18 protein-coding genes and 1 tRNA gene are annotated in these 22,486 nt (G+C 37.6%); 4 read left to right on the top strand and 15 right to left on the bottom strand.

What is annotated here, in order from left to right; translation table 11 throughout:
• Window positions 1-530: 530 nt before the first annotated feature.
• A tRNA-Glu gene (locus FFR48_RS12565) sits at window positions 531-603 on the bottom strand.
• 477 nt (window positions 604-1,080) lie between these two features.
• Between FFR48_RS12565 and FFR48_RS12560 the strand changes: the two genes are divergently transcribed.
• Both FFR48_RS12560 and FFR48_RS12555 read left to right on the top strand, forming a co-directional pair.
• Complete coding sequence (locus FFR48_RS12560) at window positions 1,081-3,009, top strand: cation:proton antiporter (RefSeq protein WP_137667596.1); 1,929 nt, start codon at window positions 1,081-1,083, stop codon at window positions 3,007-3,009.
• Window positions 3,010-3,293: 284 nt separating this feature from the next.
• Window positions 3,294-4,709, top strand: a complete 1,416-nt coding sequence (locus FFR48_RS12555; RefSeq protein WP_137667595.1) for a hypothetical protein — start codon at window positions 3,294-3,296, stop codon at window positions 4,707-4,709.
• Window positions 4,710-4,959: 250 nt separating this feature from the next.
• Here the strand turns inward: FFR48_RS12555 and petJ are convergent, their stop codons facing one another.
• From petJ to FFR48_RS12510, 9 genes are all read right to left on the bottom strand, one after another.
• Window positions 4,960-5,307, bottom strand: a complete 348-nt coding sequence (petJ, locus tag FFR48_RS12550) for a cytochrome c6 PetJ (protein WP_096568360.1) — start codon at window positions 5,305-5,307, stop codon at window positions 4,960-4,962.
• Window positions 5,308-5,602: 295 nt separating this feature from the next.
• Window positions 5,603-6,022: a plastocyanin gene (gene petE, locus FFR48_RS12545; protein ID WP_137667594.1), complete on the bottom strand. Its 420-nt coding sequence runs from the start codon at window positions 6,020-6,022 to the stop codon at window positions 5,603-5,605.
• A 318-nt stretch (window positions 6,023-6,340) separates the two neighbouring features.
• Complete coding sequence (gene psbV / locus FFR48_RS12540) at window positions 6,341-6,832, bottom strand: photosystem II cytochrome c-550 (RefSeq protein ID WP_096568354.1); 492 nt, start codon at window positions 6,830-6,832, stop codon at window positions 6,341-6,343.
• A gap of 328 nt (window positions 6,833-7,160) precedes the next feature.
• Window positions 7,161-7,997 carry a carbohydrate ABC transporter permease gene (locus tag FFR48_RS12535; RefSeq protein WP_137667598.1) on the bottom strand — a complete coding sequence of 279 codons (837 nt, stop codon included), beginning with the start codon at window positions 7,995-7,997 and terminating at the stop codon, window positions 7,161-7,163.
• Window positions 7,998-8,005: 8 nt separating this feature from the next.
• Complete coding sequence (locus FFR48_RS12530; protein WP_137667593.1) at window positions 8,006-8,914, bottom strand: carbohydrate ABC transporter permease; 909 nt, start codon at window positions 8,912-8,914, stop codon at window positions 8,006-8,008.
• Window positions 8,915-8,935: 21 nt separating this feature from the next.
• The gene (locus FFR48_RS12525) at window positions 8,936-9,358 is read right to left on the bottom strand and encodes a type II toxin-antitoxin system VapC family toxin (protein ID WP_137667592.1); all 423 of its coding nucleotides are present in this window, start codon (window positions 9,356-9,358) and stop codon (window positions 8,936-8,938) included.
• Window positions 9,355-9,609, bottom strand: a complete 255-nt coding sequence (locus FFR48_RS12520) for a FitA-like ribbon-helix-helix domain-containing protein (protein ID WP_137667591.1) — start codon at window positions 9,607-9,609, stop codon at window positions 9,355-9,357. The genes FFR48_RS12525 and FFR48_RS12520 overlap by 4 nt, the downstream gene beginning before the upstream one ends.
• A 298-nt stretch (window positions 9,610-9,907) precedes the next feature.
• Window positions 9,908-12,595 carry a DNA methyltransferase gene (locus tag FFR48_RS12515; RefSeq protein ID WP_137667590.1) on the bottom strand — a complete coding sequence of 896 codons (2,688 nt, stop codon included), beginning with the start codon at window positions 12,593-12,595 and terminating at the stop codon, window positions 9,908-9,910.
• Window positions 12,596-13,022: 427 nt separating this feature from the next.
• A complete protein-coding gene (locus FFR48_RS12510) occupies window positions 13,023-14,267 on the bottom strand; it encodes an ABC transporter substrate-binding protein (RefSeq protein WP_137667589.1) in 1,245 nt (414 codons plus the stop codon).
• 352 nt (window positions 14,268-14,619) lie between these two features.
• Between FFR48_RS12510 and FFR48_RS12505 the strand changes: the two genes are divergently transcribed.
• Window positions 14,620-16,041 (top strand): MFS transporter, encoded by a 1,422-nt coding sequence (locus FFR48_RS12505; protein ID WP_137667588.1) that lies wholly within the window; start codon window positions 14,620-14,622, stop codon window positions 16,039-16,041.
• A gap of 98 nt (window positions 16,042-16,139) precedes the next feature.
• Here FFR48_RS12505 and accD read toward each other — a convergent pair whose 3' ends face one another.
• From accD to leuB, 4 genes are all read right to left on the bottom strand, one after another.
• Window positions 16,140-17,090 (bottom strand): acetyl-CoA carboxylase, carboxyltransferase subunit beta, encoded by a 951-nt coding sequence (gene accD, locus FFR48_RS12500; protein ID WP_096568337.1) that lies wholly within the window; start codon window positions 17,088-17,090, stop codon window positions 16,140-16,142.
• 1,264 nt (window positions 17,091-18,354) lie between these two features.
• The gene (locus FFR48_RS12495; RefSeq protein WP_096568334.1) at window positions 18,355-19,176 is read right to left on the bottom strand and encodes a prepilin peptidase; all 822 of its coding nucleotides are present in this window, start codon (window positions 19,174-19,176) and stop codon (window positions 18,355-18,357) included.
• A 77-nt stretch (window positions 19,177-19,253) separates the two neighbouring features.
• On the bottom strand, window positions 19,254-19,514 hold the full coding sequence (locus FFR48_RS12490) for a hypothetical protein (protein ID WP_096568332.1): 261 nt from the start codon (window positions 19,512-19,514) through the stop codon (window positions 19,254-19,256).
• A 90-nt stretch (window positions 19,515-19,604) separates the two neighbouring features.
• Window positions 19,605-20,693: a 3-isopropylmalate dehydrogenase gene (gene leuB / locus FFR48_RS12485; RefSeq protein ID WP_137667587.1), complete on the bottom strand. Its 1,089-nt coding sequence runs from the start codon at window positions 20,691-20,693 to the stop codon at window positions 19,605-19,607.
• Window positions 20,694-21,007: 314 nt separating this feature from the next.
• Here leuB and FFR48_RS12480 point away from each other — a divergent pair, with 314 nt between their 5' ends.
• Entirely contained in the window at window positions 21,008-21,508 is a 501-nt protein-coding gene (locus tag FFR48_RS12480) for a hypothetical protein (protein ID WP_096568325.1), read from the top strand.
• A gap of 62 nt (window positions 21,509-21,570) precedes the next feature.
• Here the strand turns inward: FFR48_RS12480 and FFR48_RS12475 are convergent, their stop codons facing one another.
• Window positions 21,571-22,320 (bottom strand): flagellar motor protein, encoded by a 750-nt coding sequence (locus FFR48_RS12475; RefSeq protein ID WP_236104063.1) that lies wholly within the window; start codon window positions 22,318-22,320, stop codon window positions 21,571-21,573.
• Window positions 22,321-22,486: the final 166 nt, after the last annotated feature.

Here is a 22,486-nt window from a genome sequence, read left to right as displayed (position 1 = left end):
TTCAGAAACTTAATTGGAACACAATCGCGTCTGGCTAAGGCGTGAAAGTCTACTGAGGGATAACTGCTCCCATGCTCCCGTTGAAGTAGAAAGTAAAGTCTAGTTTTGTCTAGGTTTTATATAGCAGTTAAGTAGGGGATGCTGAAAAAGTCTTTCCGTGAAGATTAAGGAGAATGGCTAACGCCACGCTTACTTCGACACCGCTCAGGACAGGCTCAGTACAAGTCGCTATCAAGGAGTCAGGAGTTCAAGGATATCAAGGAGTTTTTTGTATTTGGAAACGAGGTAAAAACCAACAAAGTGCAAGGTTTTCCTACTCATAGTTTTCAAAACCTTGCACCTATTTTCTTTGTGATCACCCTCAAACTCTTTATTCACCGTGATTTTCAGTTTATTCAGCAAACCCTCAATAAACTTTGCACTTTTTGAAAATTTAAAAGGCTAAAACCCTTTTCTTGTAATATTTTGACCTTAATTCAGCATCCGCTAAATAAAATTTTTTCCCTACTTTTTGATGTTTTATGTTTTAGTACCCCCAGGGGAATTCGAATCCCCGTTACCTCCGTGAAAGGGAGGTGTCCTAGGCCTCTAGACGATGGGGGCATCGGACTTCACTTTCAATAATCTACTCTATTTCCCAGAGGATGTCAACACCTTTTTCTAAAATTTTTTTTCGGCATCTAAAATTCATGGAAATCGAGGAGTGGAGAAGGCAGGAGCCGCTGGAATCGTTTTTCATCCCTCCCCTCAAGAACGCAACAACCTGCCCAAAAACTTGTTATCGTGTTATTGGCTTGCAGATATCCCATTTCATCAGGTAAGTCAGTCGGCACGAAAAAACCAAAGCAAGTACAAAAATATAAAATTTTGACACTCTCCTGCCTCCTGCAGCCAACAGCCTATTGATTACGGTCGCCAAATCCTGAAAAAAGATGTAATATGGACAACTAAGCATGAAAAAATATCCTATTGTTTTAAAGATGGATGTGCAGTTGTACCTGTAAAGTTAATGTTAATATTGATGATTCTCGACAAAGGTTAATTAACGGATTTTGAAATTAATTCCTCAAAATCTACAACATGGAAGCATCTTTTCAAATCACCCTACAGATGGTGTTCACAGTTCTTGCAGGTATCAGCGCCCAAGTGATGGCTGCATATTTTAAGCTGCCCAGCATCGTCTTATTACTTTTGTTAGGCATTCTCTTGGGTGCTGATGGCATTGGACTATTACATCCCCATCTGCTAGGAACAGGACTAGAAGTAATTGTTTCCCTAGCGACGGCAATTATTTTGTTTGAAGGCGGACTGAAATTGGATCTGCGGGAGATGGGCAGGGTTTCCGTCAGTTTGCAACTGCTGGTCACCTTGGGAACTTTGATCACACTGCTTGGTGGCAGTATGGCGGCGCACTGGCTAGGAGAATTTCCCTGGAATATAGCTTTTCTCTATGCTTCCATAGTCGTTGTCACAGGTCCTACAGTCATTGGTCCACTGATCAAACAAATCAACGTAGACCGACAAGTGGCAACGCTGCTGGAAGGGGAAGGGGTTTTAATTGACCCGGTGGGAGCTATTTTAGCCTACGTGGTTCTAGATACTATTTTGAATGGTGATCCTGACCCTATTAAAGCCATTATGGGTTTAATCTTGCGTTTAAGTGTAGGCGCAATGATTGGCGGTGTTGGTGGTTTTTTGATGAGTTGGATTTTCAAACGCGCCAATTTTCTCTCTTTTGAACTGAAAAACCTGATGGTGTTGGCAGGACTGTGGGGTTTGTTTACCTTAGCGCAAACTATTCGCAGTGAGTCAGGAATTATGACTACAGTTGTAGCCGGTGCGGTATTTGCTAACTCATCAGTGCCTGAAGAACGCCTGTTACGCAGCTTTAAAAATCAGCTAACAATTCTCAGTGTTTCTGTACTGTTTATTCTCCTAGCCGCTGATTTATCTATTGCCAGTGTGTTGGCCTTGGGTTGGGGTAGTTTATTTACTGTTTTGGTATTGATGTTCGTGGTGCGCCCGATCAACATTTTATTGTGTACTTGGAACAGTAATCTGAATTGGCGACAGAAATTGTTTTTAAGTTGGGTTGCGCCCAGAGGCATAGTTTCTGCTTCTGTGGCATCTTTATTTGCAATTTCCCTGACACAACGCGGTGTTAATGGTGGTGATGCGATTAAAGCTTTGGTGTTCTTGACAATTATCATGACTGTTTTTTGTCAAGGGTTAACAGCTGGGTGGCTGGTGAAATGGTTACGCATCACTTCTAAAGATGCGACTGGGGCAGTGATAGTGGGTTGTAATCCTTTGAGTTTATTGATTGCCAGGTTCTTCCAGGAACGAGGAGAAAGTGTGATCATTATTGACACTGACTCCCAATATTTTGCTCAAGCTGAAGCTCAAAATCTGCGCGTGATTGCTAGTAGTGCGCTAGATGCAGAAGTATTGGAAGAAGCTGGCATTGCTTCAAGGGGTACTTTTTTGGCAATGACTAATAACGGGGAAGTGAATTTTGTGTTAGCACAACGGGCAGCAGAGGAGTTTAATCCACCCCGTGTTTTAGCAGTATTTCCCCGTGATCCCCAAGCTTCTGGCTCGGTGAACAGCAGCAATAGCAGAGTGAATCAAGCTTTTGTCTCTGACTTACCTGTGAAAACCTGGAATGAATATTTAAGTAATGGCCGGGTAAAATTGGGAACAACTACTTTGAATGAGGCTGAGTTTTCCAGTCAGCAGGAGCATATACAGGAAAAGATTAGGACTGGGGTGTTAGTACCGCTATTGATGGAAAGGGAAGAGCGCCTACAGGTAATGTCAGTTAATCAAAGTTGGGAAATAGGCGATCGCATTATCTACCTGTTGTATGATTCCCGACCAAATCTGTTAAAACGTTTATCTGGTGCTAGTCAGTCTACAGCCTTGGCTTTAGAAAAGTTACCAGAAGTGGAAGAAGTACCCACCGCTAAATTCTCTCAACTGTCTGCTACGGAAGCATCTGGTAATTGAACTTTAATAGAACCGACTCACGAGTAGCAAAAACCTGTTACCTGCTTTGGCTTGAATGTTCCTGTTTTCAATGCCAAAATAGGAAGTTATTATTTGTTAGTGAGAGAATCCAATCTCTAAAAATGGCAATATAATTTAAAAGATAAAATCCCTAGTAAAGCATGGCAGAAATGGCTGTATCTAGCAATGAAAAAAAGCTGATTTTCTCTGGTGTTATAACTGTTACAGCCTTCTGCCTGATTCGACTAGTAAATTGCAACCGAGCCGAGTGAACGATAACAGCTATGTCTTACGCATCCATCCTGAAAAATATACCAGAAATATTCAGCCAACCGACTGGAATAGCAGCTATAGCCTCTCTTGGTATTCACGGTGCTATTGCCTTGATTGTGCCATTAATGCCTGTTGATTCTGGTCAATCCACAGCAGCTGATTCTACAAAAGCAGTCGGATTAATGGAATTGAGTTCGGCTGATCAAAACCGATTGCCTCAAACAGCACCATCCCAGGTGGCTTTACAACCCCAACTGCCACAACAACCGGGAATTCCTTTAATTAACTTTGGTGAGGAAAAAGCTATGATCCCACCTGTAGAACCAGCTATCCAAGCTCCTTTACCTAGCCAGTCGGTACTGCCACCGATCCCTACATCATCGGCCAACTATAATCTTTCTTACTTGCCCAAAAGGCAGCCTATCCAAAGATTTGCTAGAAACGATTTTAGAACTCAAGTTTCTAATTTCCGCATCAGCAGAAATACATTCTCTCCTTCATCCTCTCCTTTTGTGGATGATATAGATGCCAAAATTAAAGAAACCCAAGCACTGAATATCAACCGTTTGCCACAAGTTGAGGCAGATAATAAATTACCTAGTGAACCGCTAATTAACCCATCTCCTGATGCTATTGATATTGGCTCTACGGCAACACCACAGGGTGTTACTGAACCACAAAAAATTCAGTTAGGAGATAACCCAGTTCAAATTGCTGCTAATTCTGCTTCTGATCTTGCTGCTGAACCATCTCTACAAGGTCAAGATCAATTACGGGCAGCAGCAATCGTGACCCCATCTTCAGCAACTTCCACTCAGCAACAAACCCAAGTAACAACTGGAAGCGAGTTTGATTCTCAAGGTCAGAAACGGGAACAGTTACTGGCCAAGCTCGACTCTTATAACACCCTGAGAACAACGATTCGGGAAGCATACCCCAATGTTAAGGAACAAGCAGTTATCCGTGAAACTATCTCGACAAATCAACCCGGTATGGAAGGTACTGTTTTGGGTCGATTGGTTGTAGCTCCTGATGGTAAGGTCTTAGATATCAAGTTTCAAGATGGATCAGTATCTCCTGAACTACAATCCAAAACTAGGGAATTTTTCAACGCTAATCCACCTAAAGGTGAGCAACGCATTAGTTCTTATCCTTTCCAACTCAGATTTACAAATAATGGCGATAGGAAAATTCCCCAAAAGATTGAACAGTTAAAGCCCTCACCAAGTCCAGAGAATCAAACAGTACCTGATCCACAAATAGACAAAAATCAGTCTAATAATCAAGCTGTTGTTATTCCTAATTCATCACCAACATCTGTAGTTAGTGATGATAAACCTGCTTTATCTACTGAATCTGCTCAAAAGTTGATTCAACAGTTACGTCAAATCAAGGAAACAAGACAAAACTCAAATCAAGAAAATTAAGAATTCATCAGTCGTAGGGGCGAAGCATTCGGAAAATAACCTGTGATCAAAATTGATAATTTATCGCCCGAATGCTTCGCCCGTACAAGAAAATTGTGATCAAAATTGATAATTTATCGCCCGAATGCTGATGCTTCCAGCACGCTTCGCGAACGCCCCTACAGGAGTCAGGAGTTAGGAGTCAGAATCAAGAATTAATTTTTACCTACTCCCTGCTTTCTTCATAACAAGTGTTCAAAAAAAGATGATACTACCAGCCTGTTTCCGCTTTCTGGAAAACATAAGCGGCCACTTCTAGAATTTCCTGCTCGCTTAATTTGCTCTTGAAGGCGGGCATGGCACTTTTACCGTTCTGAATTTGATGGATAATGGTTTGAATAGGTTCGGTATCATAATTTTCTAAATATTTTGATAGTGCTGATTTTTGTAAAGTTTTATGCTCAACTAGGATATTAGCGCCTCCTATATGGCAAGAAGCACAGTGATTACTAAAAATGGCGCTGCCTGTAGATGCTTCTGCGGCTAAGGCGGGATCAATGAATTGAAAGTTAAATAAGAGGGCGATCGCCAACAGTAAAATTAATAAAGGTATTCTCAAGAGATTTTCCTCGCAACAAGCACATCTCTGATTTTGGATTTTAGATTTTAGATTTTGGATTTTGGATTGATATCACTAATAAATCCAAGAGATTGTGGCATCTTCAGTGATGGAATAACTTGTATATTATAATACGAAATTTATTTGATTAAATTTATTTAACCAAATAAAATTAGCGGTAACTAGCTCATCCCTTTATTCTTTCCCAGGGATCAAACTCGTTACCGCTCCTATTGATTAGTTTGTACCACCTGATGAGAAAAAAAAATCATCTGGTGTTAAATGAGCGAGATTGTTAGCCTTCAACAGTGATTTTACCAGCCATACCAGCACCACGGTGGGGAGTGCAGTAGAAAAGGTAATCACCAGATGGCGCATCTGCCGGAAAAGTTGTTGTCACTTTCTGTCCAGGATTCAACAGTAATTTAGTGTGAGATAAAGATTCAGCTAAAGCTTTATCCTTTGCAGGGTTTTTAGTAGCATCAAACACAACGTTATGGGGAGCAAGTTTGTTGTTAAGCCATTCAATTGTATCACCACGCTTAATTGTCAATGCTTTAGGCTGAAATTGCAACAATCCTTTGTCAGTACCCAATTTGACGGTGTAGGTTTCAGCAGATGCTGTGGGAGTGAAAACAGCAAAGCTGCTAACAACTAACAGTACAGTTAAAACGGCTAAAGTCAAGCGTCTCCAACTTGCTGCTATTAATTTCATGGCTTTCTCCTGAGATATAGTTTTATTTTTCTTTTCTTATGTTAACTACATTTAACACCAAATATGACAACCTGTCATAGATAAAATTTTTTTTTTTAATAATTAGCGGTTATTAATAGGAAAATGCAGCTTAAAATACAAAGTTCCCAATCCTGCTGCCAGAGAGCAAAGTCAAGTATAAGCAGTAGGTATAAGTCAACCAAGATAACAGTAATGCTTGAATGCACTCAGGTATCAGGACTAGGAAGTGAGATTTTTCTACAGTAAGGGCAAAATTGCCCATACTTTTAGAAAGTAAGAAGGCCAATGAGCAGATGTTTAGTAATGGATCTTACCACCACCCCATCTAATACCAACGATTTTTGGCTGGATGAGAATATGACCGGCGATCGCTGTCAAATCATCGTCTGTCAAGTTTCTCATTTCTGTAAAGATATCGGCGCTCTTGATACTAGGATGAATTTCAGAAATCTCGATTTCACCATCGTAGGTGGTAGGATTCTTCATGTAGTCAACCAGCCCTTCAATATTGTCACGTCTGGGTGTAGCTAGAGCTAAAGCTTCTGGTTCTAATCCTACGTTTTGATTAGTCTTGGTTACACCACCAGCATGACATTGAGCGCAGGTGTCATTAAATAATTTTTTACCTATTGCCAGTTGCGGTATGCTAATGACAACAGTATCACCCTGTTCGTTCAATTTGACAGTTCTGGTAGCTTGATCTAGTTCCAAAGCTGTTGCACTACCGATGAATAATTGAAAACTCAATACAACAGCAGCAACAACAACGCTTATCAGTCTTTTAAACATATTTCCCCTTCAAGTTTGTAATGCTCAACACAGCTAAGACACCAATAGTTTCAAAAAGCACAGATATTGATCTGATGCTATCTGATGCTAAAAGTTTGCCGGGTATCACCCCGACGGGGAGAACTACAACACCCCTGATCCTGTGGCTAAAAGCTATCAGGATGATTTTGGTAAAATATTCTCGCTATCATTAACATCAGCATGAATCAGTTTACCATTAGGTGCTGATCCTGAGTTTGTTAATCCCAGGGAATTAGAAATAGGAAAGATGCTGACAGATGCTCACAATTGATACAAATCTTTATCTAAAAATTTACAATTTGCAAAGTTAACCTTTGCCACCAGTAAAAGTCACACCTTGAATAAAGTAGCGATTGAAAAAAGCATAAATTCCTAAAGCTGGTAAAGTAAACACCATAGAAGCAGCCATAATGTAATTCCAATAGCTGATATATTGACCTTTAAAGCTATTCAAACCCAGAGGTAAGGTAAACATTTCCGGGTCAAATAAAATTACCAGAGGTAGTATAAAATTATTCCAACTACCCATAAACACAAAAACCGCCTGTGCTGCTAGTGCTGGTTTTGCTAGGGGTAAAACAATATCTCGGAAAATCTCCCAAGTGCTTAAACCATCTAGTTGGGCTGCTTCTTCTAATTCTTTAGGAAAATTAACAAAAAACTGCCGCATCATAAAAATGAAGGTAGCATTTACCATAGTCGGTACAATCATACCTTGATAAGAATTAAGCCAACCCAATGCTTTTAAAATCAAAAATGTGGGAATGAGAGTAATTTGTGTGGGTACTGCTAAAACTGCGATTATTAAGAATAACCAAAAGCGTTTACCAGCAAATGTCAATCTAGCTAAAGCATAACCAGCCATTGAATTTAAAATTAAATTGAAAAACGTAACGCTAACAGCAATTATTACACTGTTAAATAACCACCGCCAAAATAGTGGTTCTTGGAGAAAAATTTGCTGATAGTTCTTAAAAGTAAAATTGTGAGGAATAAAATTTAGCTCACCGCTAATAATTTCTGAAAGAGGTTTAAAGGATGCAGAAAGCGCCCAAAGAAAGGGAATAATGGTGATAAAACCATAAATTATTAACAACAGATATAACAGGAAATTCAACCAAGAAAAACGAGAAACTTGATTCACAACTTGATTCACATTTTTTCACCTCCAAATATTCGCCTTTGGATCACCGTTACAGAAACGATTAAAGTTGCAAGTAAAAAAGCCACAGCAGCAGCATATCCCAATTGTAAATTTCTAAATACAGCTTGATAAATTAATAATACCACCGTCAAAGTAGCATTATTGGGTCCACCAGTGCCACCGGAAAAAATATAAGATTGATCAAATAATTGAAAAGTGCCAATTATGCCTACAGCTACCACAAACAAAGTCACAGGTTGCAATAAAGGAATAGTAATATTAATAAACTGATCCCATCCATTTGCACCATCTAAATCTGCTGCTTCATAAAGGGTTTGAGGAATATCCTGTAAAGCTGCTAAATAAATCACCATATAAAAGGGCGCAGTTGACCAAATATTCATGATCATAATGCCTTTTAACGCCACTTTGGGATCTCCTAACCAATTATAATTAGGTAATCCAAAAAATGCCAGAAAATCATTTAGTAAACCATCGGTATTATAAATCCACATAAAGATGAGTGTTAACACCGCTGATGATGTAACTGTGGGCAAAAAATAGAGGATTCGCCACCAGTTTTTACCACGAATACCAGAATTTAAAGTAACTGCGAGAATTAAAGCTAAAATTGTTTGACAAGGGACAACAATTGCCACATATTCGACTGTATTTTTGAGAGCAATTTTTAATTGTTCGTCTTCTACCAAATGGGTGAAATTTCTCAAACCAATAAATTGATATTCAATACCGCCTAAAAGTTGTACTTTGTTGAGGGAAAGAAAGACAGCGTAGAGGATGGGGAGGATAACAAAAGTAAGTAATATGAAAATAGCAGGTAGCATGAAAAGATAACCTGCTAGGTTTTCGTTAATCTTCTTGGGTTGGTTGCGGGTTTGTCTGTTGATTTGCAACATATAAATAGATTATATATATTTTCATGGTAAATCTTCTATCCAACACAAATAACTAAATAGCTTATCGTTAGCTAACGCATTATAAAATCTTTCATCAGCAGTTACCATTTGACAGTCATTATTCACTGCCAAAGCTAGATATACACAATCATAAACTGCCTGTTGAACTCTGACGGCAATTTCTAAAGCCATTGGCATTAAAGGAGAAGATAAGCAAATTTGCAAAGGTAATTCTAAAAGTGATTCCAAATCATTTTGAGCTTCATCTAAAGTCATTTCTCCCCGACGTACACGCTTCCATAAAATATTTGTAATTTCTGGAAAAAAGAAATCAGGAACTAATAATTGATAATTTGGCTTATTTAAACGTAATGCTGCTTGTGAATGGATTTCTGGTAGCACCCATTTAATACCCACATTTGCATCTACTACAAATTTAATCAACGGTTTCTATCCTCACGCAAAAGTTCAACACTATCACTAAAAGTTTTACCGAAATGACGCTGACGTGCAGCATCTATTTTTGCCCATGCTTGTGCTTGTTCAGATTCTTGAGTGACTAATTTATCCTCTACAAAATTTTCTAAAATTGCCTTGACTTCATCTTCTAAAGTGCGGTTATGGCGTTGCGCTAAAACCTGTAATTTTTCTAATACGGAAGGATTAATATTTCCTAGTACAACCTGAGTCGTCATATTTCCTCACTATGGCTACATAATAGTCTAAAAAGACAACAGACTTTAATCTCGTTACCTCGTTACCTTCCAGTCTCTGACTGGGAATGCTTTCTGGGAGGTTCTACCTCCTATTCAATATTTTGTTCAGTGTATTTTCACAATAGCAGAAAGTAGAGCCTTCTACACTGCATTCCCAGGTAGAACCTGGGAACGAGGGATTTTTTTATTAATGAACCACGTTCAGCGAAGCTGTTCCCGCAGGGTAGACACGAAGAAGAGAAGAAGAGAAGAAGAGAAGAAGGAAAGAAGGGAGATTTTATTTTGGTGGCCAAGGTCCTATTATTTCTATTCCCTGTTTTTCTTTTTCTGCTAGTTCTAAATTCAATGTTAGCAGTTTTTCTAATATGTCTTCTTCTGGTTGAATTTTATAAGCTGCCATTACCAGTTTGTCTAATTGTTGATGTAGTTTATAAAGTTGGCTGCTTGGTTCGTTGAAGAATTTATTATATAGTGTGGTGATTCCCCATTGTTTTGTTTCCATTTGTTGGGTGCGATATTGATGCAGTTCTTCGGCTTTGGCGCGGATTTTTTCTACTATTTTAATATCTACTGTTTGTGGAAATGGAAAGGTTTCAAAACAGGTGTTATGAGTATATGCTATATCTGCTTTTAATGTTGATTTTTGAGCGTGCATCCATTCACGATGTACATTAGATGAGAGAATACCAAATATATAAAAATCATCTGATGCTACAGCTTTAGTTTTATTACCTGGTAGCCATTCAGGAGGACAAGGAATAAAAATTGCCCATTTTGATACTTCTGGAACAGCAAAATAAAATGATAGTGATGAAATAGCTTTTCTCATTTCTATTCTTTTTCCTTCATATTTCCACCAATTGATTTTAAGGTTTTCATTACGATTATTTTGGCGTTCTAATGGTATATTTTTCTTTACTTGTTCAAAAGGTAATTGATAATCACTAGCATCTTCAATACTCATATCATTAAAATCAATAATCCATCTTTCAGGTTTACCATGAGGATTTTTTGCTAAATTTGCACCCATTGAAAATAATTTTATCACTTCTTGATTTTTTGAATCATTCCTTATCCATTCTTCTGCTTGCTGTTCACTAACCAGAAATCCTTTACCGTTAGGAATTACACCTTGAAAACATTTATTCAAATTTGCCTTTAATCTAACAGCTTGAGAAACATCAATACTAGATTTCAAAGAAGAATTGATTTGTGATACTATCTGATCATCTAAATAATATTTTTCTGGTTGTTGCTTACACCAATTCACAATACTAACATGAACTTTTGCAGCACCAGACCAAGGTTGAGTAGAAACAGCTTCATGTATATAACCGCCATTTTGAGTAATATAATCTAAAGCCGCAATTCTGCTTTTACCTTGACTAATAGAATTAGTCGCAACTAACCCAACTCTACCATTTTCATTAATTTTATCATGAGCTAATCTAAACCAATAAGCACAAAAATCAACTGAATCTTTCACATTTGGGAAAGTTTGAAAAATTCTGTCTACATATTCATCATTTAATGTAATTCTAATATGTTTACCACCCAAAAAAGGCGGGTTTCCTATGATTGCATCTGCTTTTACCCATTCATTAAATAAAGCATCTTGACAAACAATATTATTATCTAAACTATCCAAAGGTAACGCAGGTTCAGTTAACTGTAAATTATCAATGGCAATTTTCCGCGCTATCATCAAAGTCACCCGCGCTAACTCTACCGCAAAAGGATTTGTATCCATCCCATAAAATTGTAAAGGTGTCACCAAACCCATCTGCATTTGTTTATCTTTTGATTTTCGCAGGTTAGCAATTTTATCTAACAATAATATTTCAATTCTTTTTAATTCCTGATACGCTAAATACAGAAAATTACCCGAACCGCAAGCAGGGTCTAAAACTCGATAACTTTGTAATTCTATTTGCAGTGTAGAAAGTTCCTTAACTGTATTTGCTGCTTCTATTCTCTCTTCCCAAAAACGGCTAATTGTGGGACGGACAATTTTCATAATATCCGCTTCTGAGGTATAATGAATCCCTCTTGCATGACGTTCTTTTTTATCTACCGTTCCTTCAAATAAATTCCCAAAAATAGCAGGACGAACTTTACTCCAATTTTCTCGCGCTGATACATCTAAAAAATTTAATTCTTCCCTAGTTAATTCTATGGGATGAATCACCGAAAATAAACCACCATTAAAATAATCTACACCTTGATAACGTCCTGCGGGTGTAATTCCTGGTTGATTCATTTCCCGAAATAAACCACCTAAAACATCATAATAACTCGCCCCTTTCATGCAATCTTGCACACAAGAAATGAACATATCACGGGGTAAAAGTTGTCTATCTTCTGCAAACATGGCTAACACACATTGCAAAATAAAACGCTGTGCTGTTAATTTTTCAATTCCTCTTTTTTCTAATTCTAATAATAATTCTCCCATGCGTTTGGCGGCGCGTTCTGTGACTTCTACTTGGTTATTTTGGAATACAGGGGTTTTTTGCCCTATTTCCATAAATGCCAATGCTCCAGCCCGTTCTGGTAGTTGCTCCAGGGATATTTTATCTACAGGTGTATCTAGTTGAATATCAAAGTCAAAAATCCAAAATTCATCGAAATTACATAAAATTACATATTTCGGTCGATTTGGTACTAACCTTGTCCAATAATCAAATGCTTGGGAATAATGTTTATTTAAGTCTTCTCCCCGCTTTTTCATTTCAATTAAAACGCGGGGTTTCCAAACTAAATCAGCGAATCCGGTTTTACCAGTTTTACTACTTTTTTTAATAGCTTCTTCGTAAGTTGCACCAACTTCTAATGCTCCTTCATGACCAAAAGCACGAAAAAAGCGATCAAGAAATGTTTGCGCTTCTTTGCGTTCCTGTCCGGTGATATGTTGTTGGCAGAATTGCACGAATTTTGATAAACTTTCTGGGGTGGATGATGTCATATCGCTGGATTATAAATATTTGGTTTTATTTGATGTGTATCAGGACTTACGCAAAAGGAAACGAAAGTAGGAGTAATTCATGAATTACCCCTACGCAAGAATAAGGTTTTCAGTCACATCTTGCGTAAGTCCTATGTATAATTCAATCATTATATGATAATTGATATTTTCCTGCAAGTGCAACAACAATAGGGAGCATCCCAAATGTGTAATTTGATTTTTTGGGAATCTTTGAATTGCTACAAAGTCCTAATATGAATGAACCGCAAAGAACGCAAAGGACACAAAGTTAAGAGGGTTTAAGACAGTTTTTGGTATTGCTGAGTTGATTTTTTCAAAATTGGGATGCTCCCTAAAAATAAAGATAACTCAATTAAGTAAATCAAACTTAAAAAACGTCATACCCAGATCCCCTTTAATCCAATTTCTACTCCATCATTTTCATCTGCTGATTAGCATTATTCTGCGCCTTTAACATTGCCTGTTTTAAAGATTGTTCGCCCAATAAAGCACTTAAAAATTGATTCTCAAAATTATTCACAATTACTGCTGGATATTTCCCAAGTTGCCAAGGTATAGCATCATCAAGACCTGCTACTAATGCAGACCTTAAATCATCTTGATCATAACCTAATTTCTCGGCTACAGATTTACGAGTTGGTAAAGCAAAACCTGTTCCTGTCCATTTTTCCATTCCTTCTTTACCTGTCAAATAAGAAATTAATTCCCAAGCTGCTTTTTTATGTTTTGTTTGTTTATTCATGACATAAGCAACTGTATAAACCATTGTGCCTTTTTGATTATTAATTTTGGGGACTTCTGCGGTAGCAAAATCTAATTGGGGAAAGGTTTCTTGCAGATAAGGAATAGCCCAATTTCCCTCAATTACCATTGCCACTTTACCTTGTCCAAACATATCTGTACCTGAACTCGCACCAACATCTGATGGTAAGGCTGATGTTTGATATTTTCGATATTGATCTATCACTAATTGTAAACCTTTTAAAGCTTTTTCACTAGCAAAGGTAGCATTACCATTTTCATCAATTAAATTTCCCCCAAAAGCTTTAATTTTGTAAACATGACGTGATATTGCTGGACTTTGTCCAAACCCGTATCTATTAAGTTTACCTGTTAATTTTTGAGAGTAATTTAATAATTCATCCCAAGTAGTTGGCGGTTTATTTAAACCTGCATTTTTAAAGGATTGTTTGTTATAAAATAAAGCTAAGGTAGAATAATCTTTAGGTATTCCATAAATATAGTTATGCTCTTTAAAGATTTCTAATAAATTTTGATCGAAATCTTGTAAATCAAATTTATCTGTGATGTAATTATTGAGAGGTTCTAAAACATTTTTACTTATTAAAAATGGAGCTTCTACAGCATCTAAATAAAATACATCTGGTGCAGCATCCCCAATGAAGCGAGTTTTAATTACATCCATATATTGATCAGAAATTAATTCATATTTAACTTTAATTTGGGGATGTTTGATTTCAAAATCTTGCAATACTTGTTTTAAAAGTTTTTGTTCTACAGGTGAACCACCCCAACCACTGAGTTTAATAGTAACTGCTGATTTACTGGGTGGTAATTGGTGACAACTGATCACAATGATAGCCGCTGTGATAATTAATATACAGAATTTTAACCATTTGTATTTGTTCATGGACAGATAAGACAGATAAAACTTTTTATTTTCTCATTTTATTTTCTCATTTATAAATGCTGTAACTCCGGGAGCATCCCAATGAAATAAAAAATGACCGCAGCAACACTAAAAAATCTCTTAAACTCTCTTACCTTTGTGTCCTTTGCGCCCTTTGCGGTTCAATCATATTAAGCTTTGGGGGGCAGATTATTTCCATAGACAAAAATGAATTTACACATTTGGGATACTCCCGTAACTCAAGACTGATCTTTAAGCAGTCTAAATTTTTGTTGAGAAATGGTAGATAGAATAACAAACAATTATCATGATCGGAAATTTTACTCATTTCGTCACCGCTAGACGCTAGTTTATGGACTCGGTTAAAGTTGAAATATCTGCATCTTTAAATCTGGAAATTCCTCAGATTGATTCATTAAACACCGTCTTATCTTCTGAATCTCAATCTAGCTCTCGTTTTCCTAAAAATGCGATTCGTACTAGTTTACAAGCTTCTACTTATGATGCTATTTTTGCAACCATTTTTTCTATTACTACTGGGGGAATTTTACTTAGTAATTTTTTGGTAGAATTAGATGCTAGTCCGGTAATTTTTGGGATGCTTTCTTCAATTCCCATGCTAGTAAATCTCATTCAACCTTTGGGTGCTTATCTTTCAGAGCGCACTACTAGCAGGTTTCGATATTCGGCGCTGGTTTATGGAATTTCTCGCCTATTTTGGCTGTTGTTAGTAATAGGTATTATCTGTAAGAGTTGGGGATTGATCAATTCTCAGCAGTTGGTGATATTAACGCTGGTAATTGTCTTTTTTAGTCATCTTGTTGGGGGTTTGGGATGTGCATCTTGGATGAGTTGGTTAGCAATTATTGTTCCTCGCAGGTTGCGGGGTAGATATTTTGGAATACGTAATAGTGCGGCCAGTTTAACTAATTTGTTATGTGTTCCTTTAGCGGGTTTTGCTGTTTCTCATTGGTTTGGGGGAACTCTTCAAGGTTATGGGGTGGTTTTGTTGGTGGGGATTTTATTTGGGTTAGTTAGTTTAGGTTGTCAGTATTTTCAAATTGATGTTAATCCCCAATTACAAAATACTTATATAGGACTTACGCAAAATAAAGACAAAGTAGAGGTAATTCATGAATCAGTAGGGGTAATTCATGAATTACCCCTACCCTACAATAAGGAAAATGATAAAAATTCCCATTTTTGGATATTTTTACTGTATTTCAGTTTATGGATGTTGGCTTTTAATCTTTGCGCCCCTTTTGTAAATCTTTATCTGCTGGAAACTTTAAATATAGATGTGGGTTGGGTGACGGTTTACAGCAGTTTGCAAGCGGGGGCAAGTTTGCTAATGGTGGTTTTGTGGGGTAGGTTAGCAGATAAATTAGGAAATCGTCTGATTTTGATATTTGTGGGGATAATTGTTGCAGTTACGCCTTTATTTTGGTTTGGAATTGGTGACAGAAATTTAGATATTTGGTTGTGGCTACCACTATTACATATTTTTATCGGTGGTACTGGGGCGGCGGTGGATTTATGTAGTAATAATTTGCAGATTGGTGTTACACCATTAAGAAATCAATCTATTTATTTTGCGATCACTGCTGCTATTGCCGGTGTCACTGGTGCTTTAGGGACAACTATCGGCGGTTTTATCGCCCAATCTCCCCATTTTGGCGGTTTATTAGGTTTATTTGCCCTTTCTAGCATTTGCAGACTAGCAGCATTGATCCCGCTTGTGTTTGTGAGGGAACAGGTGACAGGTGACAGGTGACAGTAGAGATGGGGAAGCAGGGGAAGCAGGGGAAGCAGGGGAAGCAGGGGAAGATTAAGAACCCAATCACCAATCACCAATCACCAATCACCAATCACCTACTCTACCCCTGTAGAAGTTAATGTCATGGTTTCCCACAAAACCATGTTAGGTGCGGTGGGCATGGGTTGGTGTAAAGATATTAACTGTGCCAAGGTATTTTTTAACTGAGTGCGGGGAACAATTTCATCTACAAAACCATGTTTGAGTAAGTCTTCAGCGGTTTGGAAGTCTTCGGGTAGTTTTTCCCGCAGGGTTTGTTCAATAACTCGTCTGCCAGCAAAACCGATGGTGGCTTTGGGTTCGGCGATGATGATATCACCCAACATAGCAAAACTAGCGGTAACGCCGCCGGTGGTGGGGTTTGTCAGGACGGGAATGTATAATAAACGAGCATCTTGATGACGTTGTAGTGCAGCGGAAATTTTCGCCATTTGCATTAAGGACAGCATTCCTTCCTGCATTCTCGCACCACCAGAGGTACAAACGATAACTACAGGATAGCGGCGTTGGGTAGCTTGTTCTATTAAGCGGGTGAGTTTTTCACCGACAACAGAACCCATGCTACCACCCATAAAGCGGAAGTCCATGACTCCTAAAGCGATGGGTAAACCGTTAATTTGACCTAAACCGGTTTTTACTGCGTCTATTAAACCGACTTTTTCTTGAGTTTCCCGGATGCGATCGCTGTAGGGTTTGCGATCGCGGAATCCTAAAGGATCAGTGGGACGCAAATTTTCATCTATGGGTTTCCAAGTATTTGCATCAATTAACTGACGGATACGCTCATCACTATCGACTCGGTTATGATGACCGCATTCTGCACAAACCATTTGATTAGCTTTCAAGTCTTTAGCATAAGCCAAAACACCACATTTCGCGCATTTGTGCCATAAACCATCGGCTATTTCCCGTTCTTGTTTTTCTAAATGGGGAGATCCTGATTTACGACGATTTGCAAACCAATCAAATAGAGACTTTAAACCGCGTGATTCTTCGTTGTTTGCCATTTTTATCTTATTTAAGTAGGTATGAGATTCAAAACAGGTCAATCAATATTGGGATTTGGGATTTGGGATTTGGGATTTTAGATTTGGGATTTTAGATTGACCTCACCCACTGCTGGAGCGGGTATTGTGAATTGTGGATTTGAGGTAAGTATTCAGAAGATAGACTACAGAAGTCAGAATAATAACGCCTTATAGCGTCAGCTTTGATAATTTTGCTAAAATCTTGCTTCTCTCTATTTCTGATTTTATAAGCACTCTGACTCCTGACTCCTGACTCCTGACTCCTGACTCCTGATGATTTTTCTTAGCTTGACTAAATCACCAAATTACGCTTGTAACTAATTTTCGACTTGATTTTGTATTTTTTGGTTGATAGCTTAATAAAAATCCTGCTGCCAATACAACTTTTTTCCCAAAGTGTCAGGGGACTTAATTATATCAACGTATCGGCAAAGGTGTGAAAATACAAAACCCCCATGAAAATGAATCTTCCTCCCAATACATTATTTTTATTATTCAATGGTAAGCCATCAGCATTTATGAAATTAGTTGTATTTGCCAACTGCTAAAAGTATTATTGGACTGTAATACAATTCACAGGTTAATCTTACCAAAATATAAAGATCCAATGAAGTAATGCTGGTTACAGTCATGTGGTTACAGTCATGTGGTTACAGTCATGGAGGGTGTAGGTTGCTGAGGATGAGAATAAAAAACATTTAAATCTAATATTAAAGAAAAGTGATTTTAAAGTTTGAATTTGATGATAATAGGTGATTGGTGATTGGTGACTGGGAACAAGTAATTGGTAAGAATAAACTCTTGCCTCTTGCCTTCGTACTGACTCCTGCTATAAGTAAGTCGGCACGAAAAAACCAGGGTATTTAACAAAATGTAAAATTGATAAAAACCTTTTCCCTCCTGCCTTCTGTGTGGGAGCATCCCAATTTTGAAAAAAGAACCGCACTAAAACCAAAAACTCTCTGAAAATCTCTTACCTTTGTGTCCTTTGCGTTCTTTGCGGTTCAATCATATTAGGTTTTTGGAGCATTTTTACGTTAGATAAAAATAAATTTACAAATTTGGGATGTTCCCTTCTGCCTCCTAAGCTGTTACACAGCTAAATTGTATAATCCTAATATTCTGAACTCTTGTTTAACAGGCAAGATGCCTGTTCCACTTATACAAATTAAATGCACAACAGCTTACCTCCTGCCTTGTCATCACGACAATTTTTAACGCCTACCTACTTAACTGATATATTTCAAGATGGTGGTAGCACAAACTGTAGGTAAGAAGACAAAATAGCTTCACCACCAAAAACAGCAATTACCGCCCCCAAAGCTAAGAAAGGACCAAAAGGCATTCTTTGTCCCATTTGATGGCGTGAGACCATAATTGCACCTCCACCTATTAATACTCCCAAAAAACAGGCCATAAAACTAGCTATTAGCAGATGCTTCCAACCTAACCAAGCGCCCATCATCGCTGCTAGTTTCCCATCACCTGCACCCATGACGGGTTTTCCATAGGCTAGATAACCTAAAATTGAGATGCTATCAAACAGCCATAAGCCCAAGACTGTACCACCTATTCCAAACATTAGCTGTTTGATCCCACCCACCCAGCTATTTTCTGTTAAAAAACCTAAACCCATTTGAAAAACTAAGCCCAATACCAATCCCGACTTGGTAAGTTGACCGGGTAAAATCATTGTATCCCAGTCTATAAGAGATAGAGCTAATAACCAACTGCAAAAAGCCCAATAACCAATTGTTAAGGCTGAAAATTGAAATACCCAAAATACTATTAAAAATATAATTCCTGTTATCGCCTCTACTACAGGATAACGGGGAGAAATTTTGGTGTGACAATAACGACATCTTCCTTTTAACCACAACCAACCAAACACAGGTACGTTATCATAAGCTTTTAATTGGTTTAAGCATTTAGGACAGCGAGAAGGCGGCCAAAGTAAGGATAATCCCGCAGGTAGGCGATAAACTACAACATTGATAAAGCTACCAATAGCAGCCCCCAAAGCGAAGACAATGATACTAGCAGGGACGAAAATCAATGTTTCCATATTGTCAGTTGTCATTAGTCATTAGTTATTCTTCCCAGTCACCAGTCACCAGTCACCAGTCACCAGTCACCAGTCACCTAATACATATACGATTCAATTTGTTGTAAGGGTATAAAACATTCCTGTGGTAAGAGAATGGGTTGCTGAGTAAAAATTACTTTACCCCGATGAGTGACGCGACTAATTGCTACTCCTGAAGCTTGCCCCACAATTTCAGGATGTACCTCACAGTAGGTATAGTAAATTTGCCCAGCGGCTTTGATCACGGTGGGATCTACCAAAGGGGTTTGGTTTGCTGGGGTGGTGAAATTTCCCTGTCCTTGTCGTGAAGCGTACACTATTAGTTGTTATGTTATTGATAGATTTGCTTCTAGTGTATCTGAAACTTTTAGCAAAAAACGCTAAAATTTTCTTTTAGTACAATCAAACTATTTTGTTTCCAGAATCTTGATTAAAGCTTCACCCATTGCGCGACAACCTAAAAGATTCATTCCTGGGGACATAATATCTCCTGTGCGATCGCCTTGTTGTAAAACTTGTAACACTGCATTTTCTATTAAATCCGCTGCTGCTGGTTGATCTAAATCATACCGTAACATCATGGCTGCACTTAAAACCTGTGCTAAGGGGTTGGCTTTATCTTGTCCCGCAATATCGGGGGCTGAACCGTGAACGGGTTCATATACACCAGGTCCAGAAGCTCCCAAACTAGCAGAAGGTAACATCCCAATACTACCAGTTAACATGGCCGCAGCATCGGAAAGAATATCACCGAACAAGTTACCAGTAACAATAGTATCAAATTGTTTGGGGGCGCGGACTAATTGCATGGCAGCGTTATCTACATATAAATGAGATAGTTCAACATTTGGATATTCTGAAGCCAGCTTAGTCATTTTCTCTCGCCAAAGTTGAGATACATCTAATACATTGGCTTTATCCACAGAACAAAGTTTTCCGCCGCGTTTTTGGGCAGTTTCAAAGGCAACTTTACCAATTCTCTCTATTTCCGATTCGCTGTAAACCATCGTATTTACACCACGTCTTTCTCCGGTTTCTGTAGCAAAAATACCTTTAGGTTTACCGAAGTAAATCCCGCCTGTGAGTTCCCGCACTACCATAATATCTACACCTTCGACTACTTCCCGTTTCAAGGTGGATGCGTCTATAAGTTGGGGTAATATTTTAGCAGGTCGTAAATTGGCAAAAAGTTCTAAACCTGCTCTTAATCCTAATAAACCCGCTTCAGGACGTTTATCAGAGGGTAAAGTGTCCCATTTATAACCACCGATAGCAGCGAGCAATACTGAATCACTGCTGCGACAAGTTTCTAATGTTGCAGATGGTAGAGGTTCACCGGTTTCATCTATCGCTGCACCACCGATGAGGGCGGTTTGAAAATCAAAGTTCAAATCAAAGCGTTTAGCGACGACTTTTAGCACGTCCACTGCTACGGCCATTATTTCTGGTCCAATACCATCTCCGGGAAGTAGGGTGATACGGTAGTTTTTTGTCATGGTTTTGTTAATGGGTGTTTGTTTGCAGATTAATTATCATACCAGTGAGTAGTCAGTTTTTGATATCTCACGCAAAGACGCAAAGACGCAAAGGAAGAATACAAAAGCCATGGTAAAATATATGAGAACTTCTTTTATTTTCAATTTCTATCAATTTCCATCTGGTGTGACGTACTCTCCCAGTTGTGCGAAATTTTATCACTATAATTTAACGCAGATAAACTCAGATAAACACAGATAAAAGTTTAAAATAGCGGTAATAGTATGAATTTATGTTATTCTCAATATAGAAAATAAACCGGAGGCTACTAAAAATGACCCAAGAATTAATAGACCTCAGAAACAGTATTTTACAAGGAAATTATACAGAAGCTTTAGCAATTGTAGATGAATTAGAAGGAATGAGTAAAAAAGCAATAATCAGACAAATTAAATCATTCTTAAAAATACTACTCATTCATATAATTAAAAATCAAATAGAAAAAAGATTAACAAATTCTTGGATGGCCTCTATTCGTAATTCAATTAGAGAAATTCAAGAAATCAATCTCAAAGAAAACAAAAAATCCTATTACATCAATGAAGATGAATGGGAAAATTTAATAGAAGAATCAGTTATAGAAGATGCGATCGCAGATGCTAGTTTAGAAATAATGAACGGTAAATATACTCGTTCTCAACTATCAACTATAGTAAATAGAAAGCAAGTTATCAACACAGCAATTACATTTTTATCTCTCACTTATACCTATTCACCCAAAGAATTACCAGCTATCATGGATGATTATTTAAGTCAGTTAATAGCAGATATTTAAAAGATATTTAAAAGATATTTAAATTTGCACAACAGCTTAACTGCTTTTATTTTCAATTTTTATCAATTTTCATCTGGTGTAACGTACTCTCCCAATTGTGCAAATCTGATTTCTATTCTTCTGCGTTTACCTCTGGTTGCTGGATCTTTTCTCATATTTTTTTTAGCAAATCCTTGATTTTCTGGTAAAAATAATTGTGCTGCTGAATATGCTCTAAATTGGACTTTTTTAAATCGAGATAATCTAGTTTGATTTTGCGCTTTTTGCAGTTCTTTGACTACTGATAATGCTCGCATTAAACCTAAATCAGCATTAGAACGAGGACATAAGGTGTTAATATTTTGATTACCTGTGGCAACATTTTCTAGGTGATTATCTAAAGGTTTTAATGTTGGATTATTAGGGTTATTACAGTTGAGAAAATTTACTGGTTGATCATCGGTATGGCCTATAATTTCTAGTACCTCAGTTTCATTATTACATTGTTCTTGTTGAGAAAGGGTTTCTTCAATTAATTTTAATATTTTCCCTGGTTTGTTACCTTGCAAAATATCACTTTTTAAGTTATTTGGTAAAACTGCACTCCCTGAGTCAAAACTATATTGTTCAGAAGGAAGGTTAATAATTTTCGGTTCACAAACTATCCCTGGTGGTGGTGGTGGTTTTTTTTGAGCTACCACAAATACTAATAATAAGGTAATAATCATAAATGCGTTAGACATTAAATCTGTAAAGGATGTCCAAATTGTAAAGGTTTCGCTATTATTATTAGAACTATGGCGATTTCTTCTTTGCATAATAATTAAGTTCAATAGGTTCAAATTTTCTGGGTTAAGATCCTCGACTTCTACTAAGCTGTTGTGCAGCTAAATCGAATAAACAGCATTACCTTTATTTTTAACTTTGCGCTCCCATTTAATAATAAGACCTCCTTCGTTTAGCAATTTATTTAATAATTCTTCTAACTGTTCTACTGAT

This window comes from Sphaerospermopsis reniformis (assembly GCF_005402885.1).
Taxonomy (GTDB): domain Bacteria; phylum Cyanobacteriota; class Cyanobacteriia; order Cyanobacteriales; family Nostocaceae; genus Sphaerospermopsis; species Sphaerospermopsis kisseleviana.
Note: the sequence above shows the minus strand (reverse complement) of the source record. Positions and strands in the feature narration are given on the sequence as shown.